At 49.1% G+C, this 17576-nt stretch carries 15 protein-coding genes and 2 pseudogenes; 3 read left to right on the forward strand and 14 right to left on the reverse strand.

The window, feature by feature from the left end; translation table 11 throughout:
• Positions 1-5: 5 nt before the first annotated feature.
• Together MR847_RS07635 and MR847_RS07640 are read right to left on the reverse strand one after the other, a co-directional pair.
• Entirely contained in the window at positions 6-2180 is a 2175-nt protein-coding gene (locus MR847_RS07635; protein ID WP_287723423.1) for a PorV/PorQ family protein, read from the reverse strand.
• Entirely contained in the window at positions 2173-2745 is a 573-nt protein-coding gene (locus tag MR847_RS07640; RefSeq protein WP_100425837.1) for a flagellar basal body-associated FliL family protein, read from the reverse strand. Before MR847_RS07640 ends, MR847_RS07635 begins: the two co-directional genes overlap by 8 nt.
• 63 nt (positions 2746-2808) lie before the next feature.
• Here MR847_RS07640 and MR847_RS07645 point away from each other — a divergent pair, with 63 nt between their 5' ends.
• Positions 2809-4053 (forward strand): FKBP-type peptidyl-prolyl cis-trans isomerase, encoded by a 1245-nt coding sequence (locus MR847_RS07645; RefSeq protein WP_287723424.1) that lies wholly within the window; start codon positions 2809-2811, stop codon positions 4051-4053.
• 63 nt (positions 4054-4116) lie between these two features.
• On the opposite strand, the gene MR847_RS07650 is transcribed toward MR847_RS07645, so the two are convergent.
• Genes MR847_RS07650 through MR847_RS07685 form a run of 8 tightly spaced genes read right to left on the reverse strand, consistent with a single transcriptional unit; the run spans position 4117 to position 11974 of the window.
• Complete coding sequence (locus MR847_RS07650; protein WP_287723425.1) at positions 4117-5496, reverse strand: mannose-1-phosphate guanylyltransferase/mannose-6-phosphate isomerase; 1380 nt, start codon at positions 5494-5496, stop codon at positions 4117-4119.
• Positions 5497-5509: 13 nt separating this feature from the next.
• Positions 5510-7546 carry a Wzz/FepE/Etk N-terminal domain-containing protein gene (locus MR847_RS07655; RefSeq protein WP_100425835.1) on the reverse strand — a complete coding sequence of 679 codons (2037 nt, stop codon included), beginning with the start codon at positions 7544-7546 and terminating at the stop codon, positions 5510-5512.
• Positions 7547-7551: 5 nt separating this feature from the next.
• Entirely contained in the window at positions 7552-7995 is a 444-nt protein-coding gene (locus MR847_RS07660) for an arsenate reductase/protein-tyrosine-phosphatase family protein (protein WP_100425834.1), read from the reverse strand.
• A 25-nt stretch (positions 7996-8020) separates the two neighbouring features.
• Positions 8021-8578, reverse strand: a complete 558-nt coding sequence (rfbC, locus tag MR847_RS07665) for a dTDP-4-dehydrorhamnose 3,5-epimerase (RefSeq protein WP_100425833.1) — start codon at positions 8576-8578, stop codon at positions 8021-8023.
• A 36-nt stretch (positions 8579-8614) separates the two neighbouring features.
• Positions 8615-9751 (reverse strand): dTDP-glucose 4,6-dehydratase, encoded by a 1137-nt coding sequence (locus MR847_RS07670; RefSeq protein WP_287723426.1) that lies wholly within the window; start codon positions 9749-9751, stop codon positions 8615-8617.
• A gap of 54 nt (positions 9752-9805) precedes the next feature.
• The gene (rfbA, locus tag MR847_RS07675; RefSeq protein ID WP_287723428.1) at positions 9806-10693 is read right to left on the reverse strand and encodes a glucose-1-phosphate thymidylyltransferase RfbA; all 888 of its coding nucleotides are present in this window, start codon (positions 10691-10693) and stop codon (positions 9806-9808) included.
• Positions 10694-10725: 32 nt separating this feature from the next.
• Positions 10726-11475, reverse strand: coding sequence for an acyl-[acyl-carrier-protein] thioesterase (locus tag MR847_RS07680; protein WP_287723429.1), 750 nt, complete (start codon positions 11473-11475; stop codon positions 10726-10728).
• Positions 11476-11497: 22 nt separating this feature from the next.
• Positions 11498-11974: a cyclic nucleotide-binding domain-containing protein gene (locus tag MR847_RS07685; protein WP_100425829.1), complete on the reverse strand. Its 477-nt coding sequence runs from the start codon at positions 11972-11974 to the stop codon at positions 11498-11500.
• A gap of 43 nt (positions 11975-12017) precedes the next feature.
• Here MR847_RS07685 and aroA point away from each other — a divergent pair, with 43 nt between their 5' ends.
• Positions 12018-13358 (forward strand): 3-phosphoshikimate 1-carboxyvinyltransferase, encoded by a 1341-nt coding sequence (aroA, locus tag MR847_RS07690; RefSeq protein ID WP_287723432.1) that lies wholly within the window; start codon positions 12018-12020, stop codon positions 13356-13358.
• Positions 13355-15553 carry a D-alanyl-D-alanine carboxypeptidase/D-alanyl-D-alanine endopeptidase gene (dacB, locus tag MR847_RS07695; protein WP_287723434.1) on the forward strand — a complete coding sequence of 733 codons (2199 nt, stop codon included), beginning with the start codon at positions 13355-13357 and terminating at the stop codon, positions 15551-15553. The genes aroA and dacB overlap by 4 nt, the downstream gene beginning before the upstream one ends.
• A gap of 3 nt (positions 15554-15556) precedes the next feature.
• Here the strand turns inward: dacB and MR847_RS07700 are convergent, their stop codons facing one another.
• The 4 genes and pseudogenes from MR847_RS07700 to MR847_RS07710 form a co-directional block, all read right to left on the reverse strand.
• Entirely contained in the window at positions 15557-15979 is a 423-nt protein-coding gene (locus tag MR847_RS07700) for a hypothetical protein (RefSeq protein WP_287723435.1), read from the reverse strand.
• Between the two features lie 5 nt (positions 15980-15984).
• Complete coding sequence (locus MR847_RS07705; protein WP_287723437.1) at positions 15985-16995, reverse strand: Gfo/Idh/MocA family protein; 1011 nt, start codon at positions 16993-16995, stop codon at positions 15985-15987.
• Between the two features lie 169 nt (positions 16996-17164).
• Positions 17165-17302, reverse strand: a pseudogene (locus MR847_RS11035) (ORF6N domain-containing protein); the annotation flags it as partial.
• Positions 17274-17576, reverse strand: a pseudogene (locus tag MR847_RS07710) (cell filamentation protein Fic); the annotation flags it as partial. The pseudogenes MR847_RS07710 and MR847_RS11035, both read right to left, overlap by 29 nt.

The following is a 17576-nucleotide window of genomic DNA, read 5'->3' on the forward strand; positions in this document are numbered from 1 at the left end:
AATCTTTAGAACTTAAAGATTGCACCAAAGCGCATCTGACCGTCACGAACGCCGTCGTTTTCGCCCACGTCCTTGATTGTCGAAATATCGAATTCGAGTACATCGGAAAGCATCACGCCAAGACCCAGGTCCACTTCGTTACGCTTGCCCGTTTTGTCGTAAAGGTAACCAGCTCGCACCGCCACCGTATTGGAATAAGTGTATTCTACACCGATGTTGAAAATGCCCTGAAGAAGAGAGTTCTTAAAGCGCGTTGCGCCATGGCCTCCGAGTTCCGGATGGATCAAGCTTTTCCACATTGCGGTGTAGAACGGTTCCGGATTGCCCTTATCATCGTCGTAAACAACCGTACGGTTATAATCCGCCGCAATCAACAGGCGATGGTCCAAAGAGTTCACCACTTCATAAGCAAGTCCCAAACGCCAGGTAAGCGGAATCGGATCCTGATCGGACTTGTCCGTGTAATAAACGCTCGGACCGATATTGGCAAGAACGATTGCCGCACTCAAGTCATCGATCAAGAAGTCGCGACGGAGGAAGCCCACGTCAAACGCGTAACTGAACGTCGTCGCTTCTTCGCCATTCGTCGATGCACCAGAACTCAAGTCCGAATAGAAGAACTTGATCGTCAGACCAATAGAAGACTTTTGCGTCAACTTGGTGCCGTAACTGATGGCACCGACCACTTCAGAGCTGTTCGCATTTGTTGCAGCATCGTCTTCCGTCGAAACGACCGTTTCACCGAAAGAAACAAAGTTTACCGACACGCCCAAAGTTCCCCATTCATCAAGAGGAATCGTCATGCCGCCGAACAAGTGGTACAAGTCCGGGATATTCAAGACAGGAAGAAGCTTTTCATAGAAGAAGGTGAGCTGGTAGTCCGCGTCCTTGTAACGTTCAATGCCTGCGCTCGTACTGAACCAGACGTCATTCGCCTGCGGTAAAACCGCCCAGACTCGGTTCGAAGAAAGTCCATTGCCGGAATGGAAATGTTCCCATTCATCTTCCGACTGTTGGTTTCCGCGGTCTTCCGGCTTGCGTTCGAGTTCCGCCTTACGACCGGACGCGGTGGCATAGTCCGGCAAATGACGCCAGACGCCCTTATCCGTCGCAATCCAAATGGCTCCGTCATCGTCCACAGCGAGATCGTGCACGATGTTGCTTTCAAACTTGACCTGTTCCCACTTGCGCAAGTTGAAGTGAGAAAGACCGCCGTTATGAGCCGCCCAAACGTGCCCCGAAGAATCCACGATCAAAGCCGTCGCATGCAAATCCATGAGACCGTCTTCTTCGTTGAACAGGCTCCAGCGGTCCTTTCCGCTTGAACCCTTTTTCGGAATCAATCGAGCGATACCAGCGCCGTCTGCGGATACATAAAGTTCACCCTTGAAATCCGACCACGCCAGAGCGTTGATCTTTTGACTCGGGAGGACCTTACCCTTCTGCTCCACGACTCCGTTGCGGTAAGAGAAAAGACCGTTATCCGTACCGATCCAAAGCGTTGCGCCCTGATTTTCCAAAGCGGTAATACGCGGCGTTCCCAGTTCTGCGGAATAGTTTTTCCAGGTTTTGCCGTCAAAGCGGAAGAGTCCCTTCGGCGTACCCACCCAGAGCTTTTCCGTGCGGACTTCATACAGAAGTGCGGTCACCGTATCGCTGACGACCAAATTCCAGGGAATCATCACGTCGCGGACATAGGATTCATCGACGTCATTCTGCACATCGTTAAACTGCTTGACCTTGCGCGTGTATTCATCCAGACCCGCTTCCGTACCAACAAACACGCGGACGACATCCCGGATCTTCTGTTGACCTTCAAGGGTCACGACATGATAATCGGACCAGTGTTCCCCATCGTAATGGCGAATACCGCTATTCGTGCCTGCCCAAATTTCACTCTTTTCAAAAAAACCTGCACGGTTTTTGACGGCGAGAGTCGTAAAGGCTGGAGTCTTTTCCGACTTCTGTTCCAAGGACAGTTCCCATTCGTTAGCAAGCGGGCCAAAGGCAAGGCCTGCCGGGTTGTAATAGAGTGCCGCCGCGTCATCCGCAACAGCCACGCCGGTTTCACCCATACCGAGCTGACGAGCGCCAACCGGCATCTCTAGAGTGATAATCGCTGAATTCGCTGCAAATGCGGCGACCGAGAAAAGAGAAGCAAACAGTAGAGTCTTACGCAATGTGTCTCCAATCGGGAACGCGATACGCCCCATTTTCCGGAATAAGAGGTTTCCACCCCGCCTTACCCGGATTTTCCCAAGGAAGCTTAGGTACCAAATGACAATCGCAACCGAGAACATAGGGTGGCAGAATTTCTGCGTGATTCCGAATCTGTTCCCGAGTAATATAATTGTCGTCACTCATAAAATTACAAAACGGCTTGCTCTTAGGACCAACCACCACACGATAAGTCACGGTCCCATTTCGGTCGCCTTCGTCAATTACCTTCACCACGTCATCAATACTCTTGTTCCAAGATTCAATCAAACGAGCTTGTTCTTCCGGACTAGCGCCTGTAGTAGAGAGCCATTCAGCCATTTCTTTTAAGGAAGGTTTCACTTTCTCGATCGATTCGCGGGCTGGACGGACCACGACCGCATACTGACCGGAAACATCGATAACCGGAGCATTCGATTCCTTTTCCTTCTCATCCGAATTATGGATGACCACATACGCACCCAAGCCGGCAAGCACCAGCGAGAGCAGAACGATGGCCACCAGCATGAAAATGATTGTCAAATCCATGTTATTCCACCTGATTGTGTCCAAAAAAACTAGCATTTTCTAATTTGCACTTCAGGAGTTCGCATGCCCAAAAACAGATTTTTCGCTTTTCTCCTTCTTCTGCCGATTTGCCTGTGGGCAATTCCGTATGAAGTTGTCACTGTTAAAGAAGGTTCTGGTGAACCGATTCAGAATGGTCAGCTGATCCGCGTCCATTATAAGAGCTTTTTGGCCGACTCGGCGATGACGATGTTCGACAACTCTTATGATCGCGGCGAACCGCTGGAATTCTCTTTAGGCGCAGGCCAAGTGATTCCGGGTTGGGAACGCGGTCTTTTGGGCATGAAAATCGGTGAAATCCGCAAACTTTCGATCCCTTACCAGCTCGCCTACGGCGACCGTGAAATCGGCCCGATTCCCCCACGCTCCGACCTCTACTTTGAAGTGGAGCTCGTTTCTGCAGAACCGCCACTTGAACCGGACAACTTTGCCGACAGCAAAAAGGCAAAGTGGAAAAAGCTCGAAAACGGCGTTCAATACTGGGATGAAAAGGTCGGTGCAGGAACGCAGGCAACGCAAGGAACCCGCATCCAAACCCACTACACAGGCTGGATTGCATCGGGTCGTAAGTTCTCGAGTTCTAAAGATTTCGGCAAGCCTTTAACCACAATCCTCGGCGGTGGACGTTTGATCAACGGCTGGGAAGTCGGTCTCGACGGTATGATGCCGGGAACCGTTCGTTGGCTAAAAATCAGCCCGTCGATGGGTTACGGAGCCAAGTCATACAGCACCATTCCGCCCAATTCGACACTCGTCTTCCGCGTGGAAATGCTGAATGTCGAAGTGGATGAAGCTCTTGCAGAAACGATGGACTTCTTCCCGGATGTGGAAAAGCTCGATCTGAAGGACGGCCCAGAAGGTTTGAAATACAGCATTATCCGAGAAGGCCAGGGCGAACCGATCCACGCCGGCGAAAATGCCCGTGTGCATTACACAGGCTTCCTCTCCGACGGTAAAAAATTCGACAGTTCGCGTGAACGCGGCCAGATCTTCAACTTCCCGCTCGGCAAGGGCAACGTGATCCGCGGCTGGGATTTGGGTGTCGAAGGCATGCTCCCGGGCGAAAAGAGAGTCCTCGTGATTCCGCCTGAACTCGGCTACGGCAACCGCGGCGGAGGTCCGATTCCGAGCAACGCGACGCTTGTCTTCGTTGTCGAATACATGGGTCCGGAAGAAGCTTATAACGCCTACCCGGCAGAAGCTCCGACCGCAGAAGAGGTTCCGGACGATTCTTCTGCAGAATCGACAACAGATTCGACCGCCAACTAAAATTTCAAGGCTTACAAAAAAGGCTCCGCAAAAGCGGAGCCTTTTTCAATTCCTTTGTTCGAATTACGAACGCTTGAAGTCGTCCTGAATGCGGATGATATCATCTTCGCCCGTATATTCACCGACCTGAACTTCCACGATGACGAGGGGAAGCTTACCGTCATTCTGCAAACGGTGCACTTCACCCACCGGGATATAAGTCGATTCATTCGGACGCACGTAGAAAATCTTCTCTCCAACCGTGCAAGTAGCAGTACCGCTTACCACGACCCAGTGTTCCGAGCGGTGCAAATGCTTTTGCAAAGAAAGGCGTTTACCCGGCTTCACCACGATACGCTTGATCTTGTAACGTTCGTTGTCGTCGAGAACGGAATAAGTGCCCCACGGACGGCTAACCGTCTGCGGAACGTCCGTCAGCGGAGACTTCTTGAACTTGAGTTTTTCAACGACCGACTTCACCTTCTGACTCGAAGCGAGAGGTGCGACGAGAAGAGCATCCGGCGTGTCCACCACGAGCATCTTGTCGAGATCGATCGTCGCAACCATGCGCTGCTGACCGATGACCAAGGAATTCGTAGTGCCGACCGGAATATGCTTCGGGTTCACGTTGTTGCCCGCTTCATCATGCGGATATTCCCCATAAAGGGCGTCGAAAGATCCGAGGTCCGACCAGCCGATATCCGACGGGACGACCTTTACCTTCTTGGACTTTTCCATCACCGCGTAGTCGATGGAATTAGCCGGAATAGCCATCATGTCTTCGTAATTGACACGAAGAAGCTGATTTTCCTTTTTCGCATTGGCAAGAGCCGCTTTGCATGCGATAAACATGTCCGGGGCGTACTTTTCGAGTTCCGAAAGGAACGTGGAAACCTTGAAGCAGAAAATGCCGCTGTTCCAATAGAAGTTACCGCTCTGCAGGTATTCCTTCGCCTTCTCCAGGTTCGGCTTTTCCACAAAACGCTTAACATTTTCGCCATCCGCTTCGATGTAACCGTAGCCGGTTTCCGGACTTGTCGGCGTAATGCCGAATGTGACCAAGGAACCTTCTTCCGCAAACTTTTCCGCCTTTTCCAAAATCTTCAAATAGGCTTCTTTTTTACGGATCACATGATCGGACGGAGAAACGAGAACAACCGCATTCGGATCCAAGGAAAGGCACGCCAGAGCGATTGCAGGCGCTGTATTACGGCCCACCGGTTCCAGCATAAAACGCGGATCGTGACCGCATTCCGGAAGTTCCGACAGCTGATCCTTGGCAAGGAAATACTGCTCCGCATTGCTGATTACATACTGCGATTCGCATGCGACCGAATTCGTCACGACCGTTCCCTGGAAAAGAGAACTGCCATCAAAAAGCTTGGCGAACTGTTTCGGCATCAGAGTCCGGCTAACCGGCCAAAGACGCGATCCGCATCCACCACATAAAATTAAATTGATCATTATTGATTACTCCCTAAATTTTCTTTTTCTGCGGAAGAACGCACTTGTTGAAGGCTATAACCTTCGAAAGCGTCGATGTCTTAGACAAGAGAGATACCCCTTCCAGAATGCTATCCATGCTGTGGCGACCGTATTCCAAAATCAGAACGATTTCGTCCAATTCACGGCTCACCACCGAAACATCCATTGTCTTTTGCAAAGACGGCGTATCCAAAATAACAATGTCATAACTTTCACGGACAAGCTTGATAAAGTTGGCAAACTTTTTCGTTCCCAAAACGCCTTCCGAGCATAGCAAATGGTATCCGCAAAGAAGAAGGTCCAAGCCCGGAGTCTGAGTCGTCTTCACAACCGCCGAAATCGACTTCTTACCAGCGAGAACATCCACAAGTCCTTCCGCAGGTTCAAAGCCAAACAAACTGCCCAGATTTCCCTTTTGCAAATCTGCATCAATCAGCAAAACCTTTTTACCGGATTCTGCAAAAAGCTTCGCCATCTGAGCGGCGACAAAAGAGCATCCGACATGCGGCAAAAGTCCCGTAAAGCAAAGAATCCGATTTTTGTCATAACTTTCTAGTTCAAGCGAAAGTTGCAGAGTATGAAGTCCTTCAAGCGATTCTTTTTCGCCCTTCGCAATCAGAGAATACACGCTTAAGCCTGTTGCCTTCGAAACCAAGAACGGGTCAATTACACCCTTCATCTTTTTACGCAAAGAAATAAATCCGAACGCCGCACAGAATCCTGCAAAAATGAACGCGAGAACGATCATCTTTCTCTTCGGCTTGACAGGCTTCGGATCTGCCACAGCATGGTCCACAATCTGAGCCGATTCTGCTGAACCAGCGACGAGCAAACGAAGCTGCTCCACGCGTTTTAAAAGATCGGAATAAGCGGTCTGAGCAAACTGCGCTTCGGCAGTCATCGTCAGGATTTTTTGTTGCGTTTCCGGCAGTTTTTTTGTTTGCGAGTTCGCCTTTGCCATTTCTCTTTTGAGAGAAGCAATCTGCCTATCCATCGTCACGATCTGCGGGTGCGAGGCGTCAAACAGGCGAGCCTTTTCTTCACGCATCTGTTCCAAAAGAATTATCTGCTGCTGAAGCTTGACCTGAGATTCAAGCGTAATCTTCGTTTCGGCGGCGATATCCGCAGAACCGATTTTTTCACGATACTCGTTGAGTTTAAGCATCAAGCTGTCCAGCGTCTTGCGTGCAATCGGCAGCTGGTCTTCCAAAAGTTCCAGCGTATTCTTCATATCCGAAGAGCTGAATTCCTCATTCAAACGAAGATAAATAGACGTCAAAGAGTCAACCACCGTCACGGCCTTGTCCATATACTGATGCTGGAAGGACACATGCAAAAGGCCCGTCTTCTTAGCCGCTTCCGAAATAGACAGGTTTTGCAAAACCGCATTCACCGCGCGGACCATCATTTTCTGCGTTACATTGAACTTTTGTCCCGCTTTCACATCCATCACGGAAACGAGGATCGAAACCGAGTCTCCATGATAAGGAGCCGAGCAAAGTTTGCCCTTCGAACAAGACAAAACCTTTGACATATCCGCATCGTAAAACGAGAAATTCAAAGAATCGTCCGCAATCAAAACCCATGGTTTGCTTCGAATTTCCGGAGCCACTGCAGAAGAATCCGGAAGCTTCATATAGCGGATATCCACACGGCCTTCCTTTCGAAGGAAACGATCTATGGTCTCTGTCGGGTTGGCTTCGTTATGAAGTCCCAAAGAATCGATGAGTTCTTCCAAAATGCGACGACTCTGCATCAGCTGGATTTCCGTTTCCGCAGAGCTTCCGCCCATGCCTAATAAAGAACCCACATCCCCGAGCATTGCAGAAAGGGAGCCTCCCTTGGTCTTCACCTGAATCAAAGCACTCGCTTCATACATAGGTCGAATCCAAAGAGCAACAACGATACCGATAATGCCAAAAACGAAGGTAAAAGAAAAAACCAACAGTTTATTCTTCCACAGGTCTTCAAGCAAATCCAACCATGGATTCTTCGTCGATACCGGTATAGTCTTCTTTTCTATCGCCATAAATTCTATTCCTCGTGATGAGAAATTTTTTGAGCCCAATAAGGCGTCAATTTTTCAATAAAATTCCAAGCCATGACAAAGGCGCTTTCCGGGCGTCCATGCGGATCCGGAACGTCCACTTTTATCGAGTCTCCATAACAGAAAACTTTTCCATCCAACCATGAGTAACGTTCGAGCAGGTGAATCTTTTGGGCTTTTTCCATCACCAAAACCAGATCCGCCCACTTAAGCATATCCATCGTCACCTGTCGCGAACGATGCGCAGAAATATCGAGCCCGTGTGAGAGCGCGACTTTTTGAGCCATCGGTTCTGCAGGCGAGTCAACGACTGCACCCATTCCAGCGCTTTGGACGATGCAATCCACGCCTTCCAAAGATTTACGCAACAGGTATTCCGCAGTCGGGCTTCGACAGACGTTTCCCGTACAGAGCACAAGAATATTCTTCATTATGCGAAAAATAAAATTTTATCGATTAGAATGTCCAATCTAAATTGGCAAGGGTCGGGTTCTTTGTATCCTTTTCGCTCAAAAGAGGCTTAAAGTCTTCGCTCACCGGCCACTGGATGCCAATCTGCGGATCGTTCCACATAAGACCGCCTTCATCGCCCGGGGCATAAAGACGTGTACATTTGTACACAAAGGTCGCCGTTTCCGAAAGAACGGCAAAGCCATGAGCAAAACCTTCCGGAATGTAGAACTGCTTTTTGTTTTCTGCAGAAAGGGTGACGCCCACCCATTTTCCAAAGGTCTTGCTCGCTTTGCGCAGGTCCACAGCGACGTCAAAAACTTCCCCTTCGAGAACGCGCACAAGCTTTCCCTGCGGGTTCTGCTTTTGGAAATGCAGACCGCGGAGAACGCCTTTTTTGCTGCGGGATTCGTTGTCCTGAACGAACTTCACATCGATACCGTTTTCTGCGAATTCTTTTTCGCTATAGGTTTCCATGAAGTAACCGCGGGCATCGCCAAAAACGGTCGGTTCAATAATTTTAACGCCTTCAATTTCCGTATCGATAAACTTAAACTTTCCCATGATCGATTCTCCTAAAACCTTCTAAGACGTCAGGGGTTACTTGTTCCCGTACATCTTTTCGTAATACTTTTCGTAGTCGCCACTCGTGATATTGTCCAGCCATTCCTGGTTCTCGAGATACCACTTGACAGTCTTTTCAATGCCTTCTTCGAACTGGAGGGAGGGTTCCCAGCCGAGTTCCTTCTGGAGCTTTGTCGAGTCGATCGCGTAGCGGGCGTCGTGGCCCAAGCGGTCGGTGACGTATGTGATGAGGTTCAGATCTTCCCCTTCTGCACGACCGAGAAGCTTGTCGACGGTCTTGATTACGACCTTGATGATGTCGATGTTCTTCCATTCGTTGAAGCCGCCGATGTTGTAGGATTCAGCGATCTTGCCGTTGTGGAAAATGACGTCGATGGCGCGGGCGTGATCTTCGACAAAGAGCCAGTCGCGCACATTTTCACCCTTGCCGTAAACCGGAAGAGGCTTCTTGTGACGGATGTTGTTGATGAAAAGCGGGATGAGCTTTTCCGGGAACTGGTACGGACCGTAGTTGTTCGAGCAGTTCGTGACAATCGTCGGCATGCCGTAGGTATCGTGGAAAGCGCGTACAAAGTGATCCGAGCCCGCCTTCGATGCGGAATACGGGGAATGCGGCGTGTACTTTGTCGTTTCGTAGAAGAAGTCTTCACCGTAAGCAAGATGATGTTCGGAACTCGAAGCGGTCGTCGTAAACGGTGGTTTAATGCCTTCCGGATGGCTCATGCTGAGAGCGCCGTAAACTTCGTCGGTCGAGATGTGGTAGAAGCGCTTGCCTTCATACTTTTCCGGGAGGCTTTCCCAGTAGAGCTTTGCCGCCTGGAGCAGACTGAGCGTACCCATCACGTTCGTCTTGGCAAAGGTGAACGGATCCTGGATGGAGCGGTCCACGTGGCTTTCGGCGGCGAGGTGAATAATGCCGTCCACTTTTTCACTCTGCATGAGCTCGTAGAAAGCGTCGAAGTCGCAGATGTCCATCTTCACGAACTTGTAGTTCGGCTTGTCTTCGATGTCCTTCAGGTTTGCGAGGTTTCCCGCATAGGTGAGCTTGTCGAGATTGATGATCTTGTAGTCCGGGTACTTGTTCACAAAAAGGCGTACCACATGACTTCCGATAAAACCAGCTCCGCCAGTGATGATGATAGATCGTTTCATAATAGAAAGTTGTTAGGATTGTGTGGAGTGTGAAGCGTGGAGTGTCCACGTTGTTTAATACTTAATTTTTCCTTCCGCAACCTTGCGCAGGTGCTGACCGTAAGGAGACTTGCCATACTTGGAAGCGCTTTCGAGGAGTTTTTCCTTACTGATCCAACCATTGATGTAAGCGATTTCTTCGACCGCGCTGATCTGAATGCCCTGACGGCTTTCAACCATGCGAACGAAATCGCCCGCTTCGATCAGGCTGTCCATCGTTCCTGTGTCGAGCCATGCAAATCCACGGCCCAAAAGTTTCACATCCAGTTCACCCTTTTCCAGGTAAACCCTATTCAAATCGGTAATTTCAAGTTCACCGCGAGCACTCGGTTTTTGTTCCTTTGCAAATTTGCAAACGCGGTTGTCGTAAAAATAAAGACCCGTAATCGCGTAATTGCTCATCGGTTCCTTCGGTTTTTCTTCGACCGAAATGACCTTGCCGTTTTCGTCGAATTCAACAACGCCAAAACGTTCCGGGTCTTCAACGTAATAGCCAAAGATACTAGCACGGCCATTTTCTTCCGCATTCTTGACCGCCGCCTTGAGCAGCGGACTAAAGCCGTTACCGTAGAAGATATTATCGCCGAGAACCATCGCACAGCAATCGTCACCAATGAATTCCTCACCCAAAATGAACGCCTGGGCAAGGCCATCTGGGCTAGGCTGCACCTTATACGCAAGGTTCAGACCCATCGCACTTCCATCCCCGAGCAAACGTTCAAAATTTGGCAAGTCCGTCGGCGTCGAAATGATGAGAATGTCGCGGATACCCGCGAGCATCAACGTCGAAAGTGGATAGTAAATCATCGGCTTGTCGTAAACAGGCAACAGCTGCTTCGACGTCACCATGGTCAGCGGATAAAGTCTAGTTCCGGATCCACCGGCAAGTATAATTCCCTTCATAGAAGGAAACTTACAAAATTATTTCAAAATTCTCAATCCGCAATGCCGATTCGAGCCTGAAAATGAACCCTTGTCGGATCCTTTGCGTTCACGCCAAAAACATATGCGTGGTGATTCGAATTATCAAAACGTACCAGATGGATTTCTTCCCCAACCGGGATCCCCGCGAGATAGTTGATTTGAATAGAACGGATCGATTTACCCTTCATCGACTGATCCAGATAGAGCGCGTCCAAGACCCAGTCCGCATAACGGCAGTTGTTCACATGCCGATTCATATCGATATCCGAAAACGCTGCGGTTTTTGTCATCACCACACGTGGATTTGTACGAGGTTCAAGCAGCATCAAATTTTCGGAAATGGCGACTTTTTCGGGATAGAGCGTCGGCAAAAAAGGAGTCTGTTCCGGGTCTTCCGAATGTCCCGTTTGCAAATTCACCATGAGCCAGGAAGAAGTCGCTTCCGCGATCATGTTGCCATTATCGTCTCGAATCGAATAATCGCGCAGAGCAACCTTGTGATTGTAAATCGACTTGGTCCACGTTGAAACATGGAGTTTTTCACCCCAACGCGGAATATAATTGATTCGAAGCTTTAAGCGTGAAATCACCGAAGTATAGCCATTCTGCACCATTTTCCAGATTCCCATCCCATGTGCTTCGGCATCCAAGATGGCGGTTTCTTCCATAAAGTCAAAGAATGAAGAAACGCGTAAACGATTTTTCGGATCGCAATCCGAGAAACGAATGGGAAAAATATGTTCGTCAATCCCTTTTTCCATACAAAGCCTCTTTGTATACAAACTAATACGCAGCGACGTGACGCACGAACTGATCGGTATAACGCAGACGGTTACTGATCAACTTCGCCAAGTTCCGCATCACAATAAATCCGACATTTGGATTGGATTCCAAATACAGCAGGAATGCCTTACTGTCGATTTTGATGACACTCGCCTCTGTTTTGGCGACGACACGAGCGGAATGGACGTCATTTTCCAACAACGCCATTTCTCCGACGACAGAGCCGACCTTTAAGCGGCAAGCTTCCAAAAACTGACTTTGACCGGGAACTGAAAAATAAACTTCAATATCGCCGCTTTCCACAACGTAAAAGCTGAAACTTTCCGTGCCTTCTTCAATCAGGATTTCATCTTTGGAGAGATGAACTCGGCAAATGATATCGTTGAATTCTTCGATGAGCTCCGCCGAAAGACCCTTAAAGATATCCGAGACCATTAGACTTTTGACCAACTGAGAAACGTCGCCGCTCTGATCCATAGTAAACCTCTCTATGCTTCTAATTTAATCTAAATTTGAAATTATGAACAAGAATCCCTCGAGCCCAACTTTTTTGGAAATTCGCGCTTTGGACCATATTCAAGGGGAAATTCGCCTTCCTGGTTCAAAAAGCATTACCAACCGCGCCCTTTTACTCGCGAGCCTCGCCCAGGGAGAAACCCGTCTGCACCACTTGCTATGGAGCGATGACACCCGTTATATGGCGGAATCTTTGGAAAAACTCGGTGTCCAAGGCATGCATTTTTCCGCAGACTATTCTGAAGCGGTGATTCCGGGCCAAAATGGCCGTTTTTCGGTCAAAAATGCTGAACTTTTCGTGGGAAACTCGGGAACTTCGATTCGATTCTTGACCGCGGCTGTTGCCCTTGGACAGGGAGACTTCACCCTTACGGGCATAGAACGCATGAAGGAACGCCCGATCCGCGACCTGGTGGACGCCCTAGTCCAAGTCGGTGCAAAGATCGATTATACAGAAAATGCAGGCTACCCGCCGATCGTTCTGCACGCAAACGGTTTGCAGGGCGAAATTCTTCACATCAAAGGAAATATTTCGAGCCAATATCTGACGGCGATTCTGCTTTCTGCTCCCTGCATGCAAAAACCGCTGAAAATCGTCGTCGACGGAGAACTTATTTCAAAGCCTTACGTGACCATGACTCTCCGCATGATGCAACAGTTTGGCGTCGAAGTCAAAAATCTGGATTTTAAGGAATTCCACGTTCCCAATACTGGATACATTTCTCCAGGCGACTATGACGTGGAAGGCGACGCTTCGAGTGCGAGTTACGCTCTTGCAGCAGCGGCGATTTCGGACGGACCTGTGCGCCTGCTCGGTCTCGACGAAAAGAGTATGCAGGGAGACATTCACTTTGCAGATGTCCTCGCCGAAATGGGCGCAAAGATTTCTTACGGGAAAGGTTTTGTGGAAAGCCGTCGTGGAGAATTCCCCCTCAAAGCGATCGACAAGGATCTTTCCTCAATTCCGGACGCGGCGATGACCGTCGCGGCTCTTTGCCTTTTTGCAAACGGAACGAGCACGATCCGCGGAATCCACAGTTGGAAGGTCAAAGAAACCGACCGCATTCAAGCGATGGCAAATGAACTTCGCAAGGCGGGTGCCGAAGTTTCGACGACAGACGATTCCATTACGATTACGCCGCCAAATGTGTTCAAGACCGCAGACTTTGAAACGTACAACGATCACCGCATGGCCATGTGCATGAGCCTAGCCGCCTTTGGACTTGAAAAAGGAAAGTCCATTCGGATTTTGGACCCGCTCTGCGTGAACAAAACGTATCCGGGCTACTGGAAGGATTTGAAAACCTTGACCGGCGCAAACTTTGAAATTCCGAGTGCAAAATGAGAAAGCTCTGTTCTGCACTGTGGATTTTTTCTGTCGTCGCCCAAGCAGCGACCGGTAACGCATCGAAGGGCTCTGCCGCGGACTCCGTGCTGTTTGAACCCAAACCCTACATTTCGACCGCCGACTATCAGACGATTGTCGATTCCCTCGCTCCGGGATCTCTCTTTGGACTGTCCATCCGTTCCCTGCACACGGGAAAGCAAATCGCCACCGTCAATGCGGATTCCTTCTTTACGCCGGCAAGCACCATGAAAACCGTCACCACGGCGGCGGCTCTCGACTATTTACCGCTCAACTTTCAAGCGAAAACTTCCGTTCACATGGAAGGAAGCTTTGCCGGGAAAACGTTCTCCGGCGTAATCCGTTTACGCGGAGAAGGCGACCCGAACATTTCGGCGAGATTCTATTCGCAACCGTTCTACGTACTGCACCAGTTCGCGGATTCGATCCGTTCCAAGAACATCGACACCTTGCAGATTCGCATTGAGCTAGACACGACTTACTTTTCGGGACCCCGCAAGCCGGACCATTGGAAATCCAACTATTTCGACTCTTGGTACGGCGCAGAAATCACCCCGCTCGAATTCAACGACAACTGCACCCTAGTGCATATGGATCCAGGTGAAAAAATCGGCGATACCGCGAAGATTTCAATCGACCCGGACATCGGCTATGTCAAAGTCAATAATGCGCTCATCACCGGCAAAGGCAGCCGTCGCAAGTGGAAGTATTCTCTCGACAAAGACTCAGCGGTTTTAAACATTTCGGGAACAATCGGAGTGAACGTAACCGATGCGTCCATTGTCATTCCTGTTCGCGACCCGAACCATTACTTTGAAGCCGCCTTTATCCATGCGATGAAGGAGCGAGGTTTGATCGTCATCGATGATCCGGCTGCTCAAAGCGGTCTCGATATTTACACATTCGAATATGCTGGGACTCCCCTGTTAAGCTTTCTCGATGAAATCAACCAAAGGAGTCAGAACCTGCACGCCGAAACCCTTTTCCGCAATTTTGCGGCAGCCAAATACGGCGTGGGAAACGTGGAAAACGGCAAAAAAGGCGTTCGAACATTTCTGCAAAAGATGGAACTTTCTGCAGAAGACTTTATCCTTTACGACGGTTGCGGACTTTCTCCCAAAAACCGGCTAAAACCCTCTTCAGAAACGAAGTTGCTTGCGAAGATGGCCCGTCATCCACGCGGCAAGTATTACATCAAAAGTTTTGCAAGCCCGTGGGTCGGCAGCGGTTACAAGCGCATGCGTGAATTGGAATACGGCTGGCGCATTCGCTTTAAAACAGGATTTATCAATGAAGCACACGGTCTCGTCGGTTACATGCCGACAATCGACGGCGACACCCTCGTGATTGCAAGCTATTTGAACCGCACCGGTAAAACGCCCGACAACACGTGCCGAGGAATTCTCGATTCCATCTGGTCCAGTATTTACCGTGCAACGAACAACGGCTACGCTTCGCTGCTCGAAATGAAAAAACTCTACATCCAAGGGGAATCGGTCAGCGGACTTGAAAACCGCTTGCGCTTCTTCTCGGAAAAGTTCCTCGACAGACCTTACCGCTTAGGTCCCACCGGCGAAGGCTACGTCGACACGATCGATTCCAAACCGATGATTTACACGGATTCACTTGACTGCGTCACCTACCTGGAACACGTTCTGGCACTCGCTAAAAGCCCTGATGAAAATGCGATTTTCAAAACTCTCCAAAAAATCCGCTATTTAAATGGAGACATCGCTTACAAAAACCGCAAGCATTACTTTGTACTGGACTGGATCGGCGAAGGCACTTTTGCAAAACAGATTCCGCTCCCCAACGACACGCTTGTCATTCGCACAATTCCAAAGAAAGCATTCTTCAATGCAAAAGGGATTGCTTACGGCAAACCCGATCCGCAGATCTATTTGAAGTATCTGCCCCTCGACAAGGCGATTGAATTTTCCAAACAGGAATGGCAAGGCGAAAGCACGATCCGCGGAATCGGTTTCGTGAGCCGTTTACAGATCATCGACATTTTCCACACAGGATTCCTGATTTTGGAAAAGGGCAAAAAGCCCGTTCTCCGCGACGCTTCCCAAAAGTTTGGAAAAGTCCTCGACCACGAATTGCAAGAATACTTGGAATCCTGGGTTGGAACGGGAAAAGTTCCGGGAATTCTCCTGTTTGAATTCCTCTAAAAATTAAAAGGCGAGAATCGCGGTTAGTTCAAACTGATCACCGCCGACTTTTTCAAAAGCGGTAAACGAATCCGGCTTCCAGCCGTATACATCCATCGTCAACGAATTAGAAATAATATTTTCCGCCTTTTCCACGTCTTGCCAGATCATTGCGTTCGGCGAACGGTAATAGCGGAGCATTCCCAAAGCGCGAGTACATTCCGGATAGTTATCCACCAGCGCATAGGCGCACTTCATAAAAGAAGTCTCCACGATTTTGACCACTTTATAAAGCCGATGCGGCACCAAGAATTCCCGAAGGTCATGCAAGTCAGGAGCGATTTTCGAATCGCCATTAAAATAGGTCAGCAGCTCCTGGAAAACGACCGAATCCTTTTCCAAAAGGGGCGAGCATTCCGAAATCAACTGTTCCACACTTGCCGGCATAAAGCTTACCTCGTAGAACGTACACTCTCAATATACCAAGAATTTCGTAGACCGTCGAGAACTTTCATGATTTCGAGGGTTTTAGCCCACGGCATTTCCGCACATTCCTTCCGCCCTTCTTCGATCGCCTTTTTGCAGGCAAGAACTTCGTACTCGTAAAAGTTCGCAATCTTTGAAGGGACGATGGATCCCGTTAAAGTTCCTGAATGATCGAAAATCTGAATTTCGACCATATCGTTCAGGTTCTGTACACGGATAAAGCCCTTGGTTCCATAAATAGTGCCTTCGTTATGGGTCGGCGCCACCATGGATGTTTTTAGATAAGCCTTTTGCCCGTGGCTGTAGGTCAAGTTGATCCAGTCCGTGGCATCGACGCCTGTCGGGAACGCAACGCTTTTTGTTTCCGTTTTTTCCACCCGATTGTCTTTGCCTCCGATTTGCGGATCGGTGAGGAAGATATCGGCAAAGGTCAAGCTGTAAACGCCCAGGTCCAGAAGAGCGCCGCCCGCGAGTTTGGGATCGCGAAGACGTTCACGGTGCGAAAGTGGCATCGAAAAATCCGCCTCGACGGTTTCGACTTTTCCGATTGTCCCTTGCAAAATTTTTTCCCTGATCATTTGAACTGCCGGCAAAAAGCGCGTCCACATGGCTTCACAAAGGAAAGTCCCCTTTTCTTTGGCACGCGCGATTACATAAGAAGCTTCGTCCGCATTTACCGTGAACGCTTTTTCCACCAGCAGATTTTTGGAATGCTCGATGCAAAGCAAGGAATGGGCGGCATGTTCGGAATGCGGAGTAGCGATGTAAATAAGATCCACGTCCGGGTCTTGCGCAAGTTCTTCATAGCTGCCATAAGCTTTTTCAAATCCATTTTCCACGGCAAAATTTTGCGCTTTTTCCAAGCTTCGGGAAGCGATTGCATAGGCTTCGACGCCATAGCCCTGTTCTTGGAGAGCCTTTACAGCACAAGTCATTTTGCCCGCAATATGTCCACAGCCTAGAATTCCGAATTTCATATAAACCTGCTTGGAGAATTTTCTTCTTTAAAGTATATGTAAAATATTTTGGCTGAAAACGATCCCAGCGACTGTTTTTTTGCTGTTTTAGCTCGCCTTTTTTATTTTCAACAAAGACTTCTTTTTATTTTCAACAACAACTTCAGGAACGCGAGCAATGGCACGAGACAGTTGTTTGCGTTGCGACACGCCCTTTCAAAATTGTCGCAAGCATATAGAGACCGCGTTCAGTAAAGGCTGTCGGATTAACAGGACTGTATTTTAGCTTGGCAAGGTGGTCAAAATTTTTGACCACCTCCTTTTTCTGCCTGAATCTTCTGCGATTCCTTCAACATTTCGTCCAACGTGAAATCTTCCTGCGTAAAGAAAAACGTGTTCTTGCCCAAGTCCTTGAGCGAAGCGCCAAAGTGGTAAGCCGTATCGTCTATGAACAGGAACCTGTCGTGCATTCCGTAACTTGGCAAGACTTGCATCGGGCTGTCGGGATATTGTTCGTTGTAAGTTGCCAGGTCTAACTCGAGAACCTTGCTCTTGTCGTAGGTGTAAATAGTCACGGAAACGCCTTTTTCCCGCTTGAGCAT

It is taken from the genome of Hallerella sp., from assembly GCF_022776125.1.
In the GTDB taxonomy this organism is placed as follows: domain Bacteria; phylum Fibrobacterota; class Fibrobacteria; order Fibrobacterales; family Fibrobacteraceae; genus Hallerella; species Hallerella succinigenes.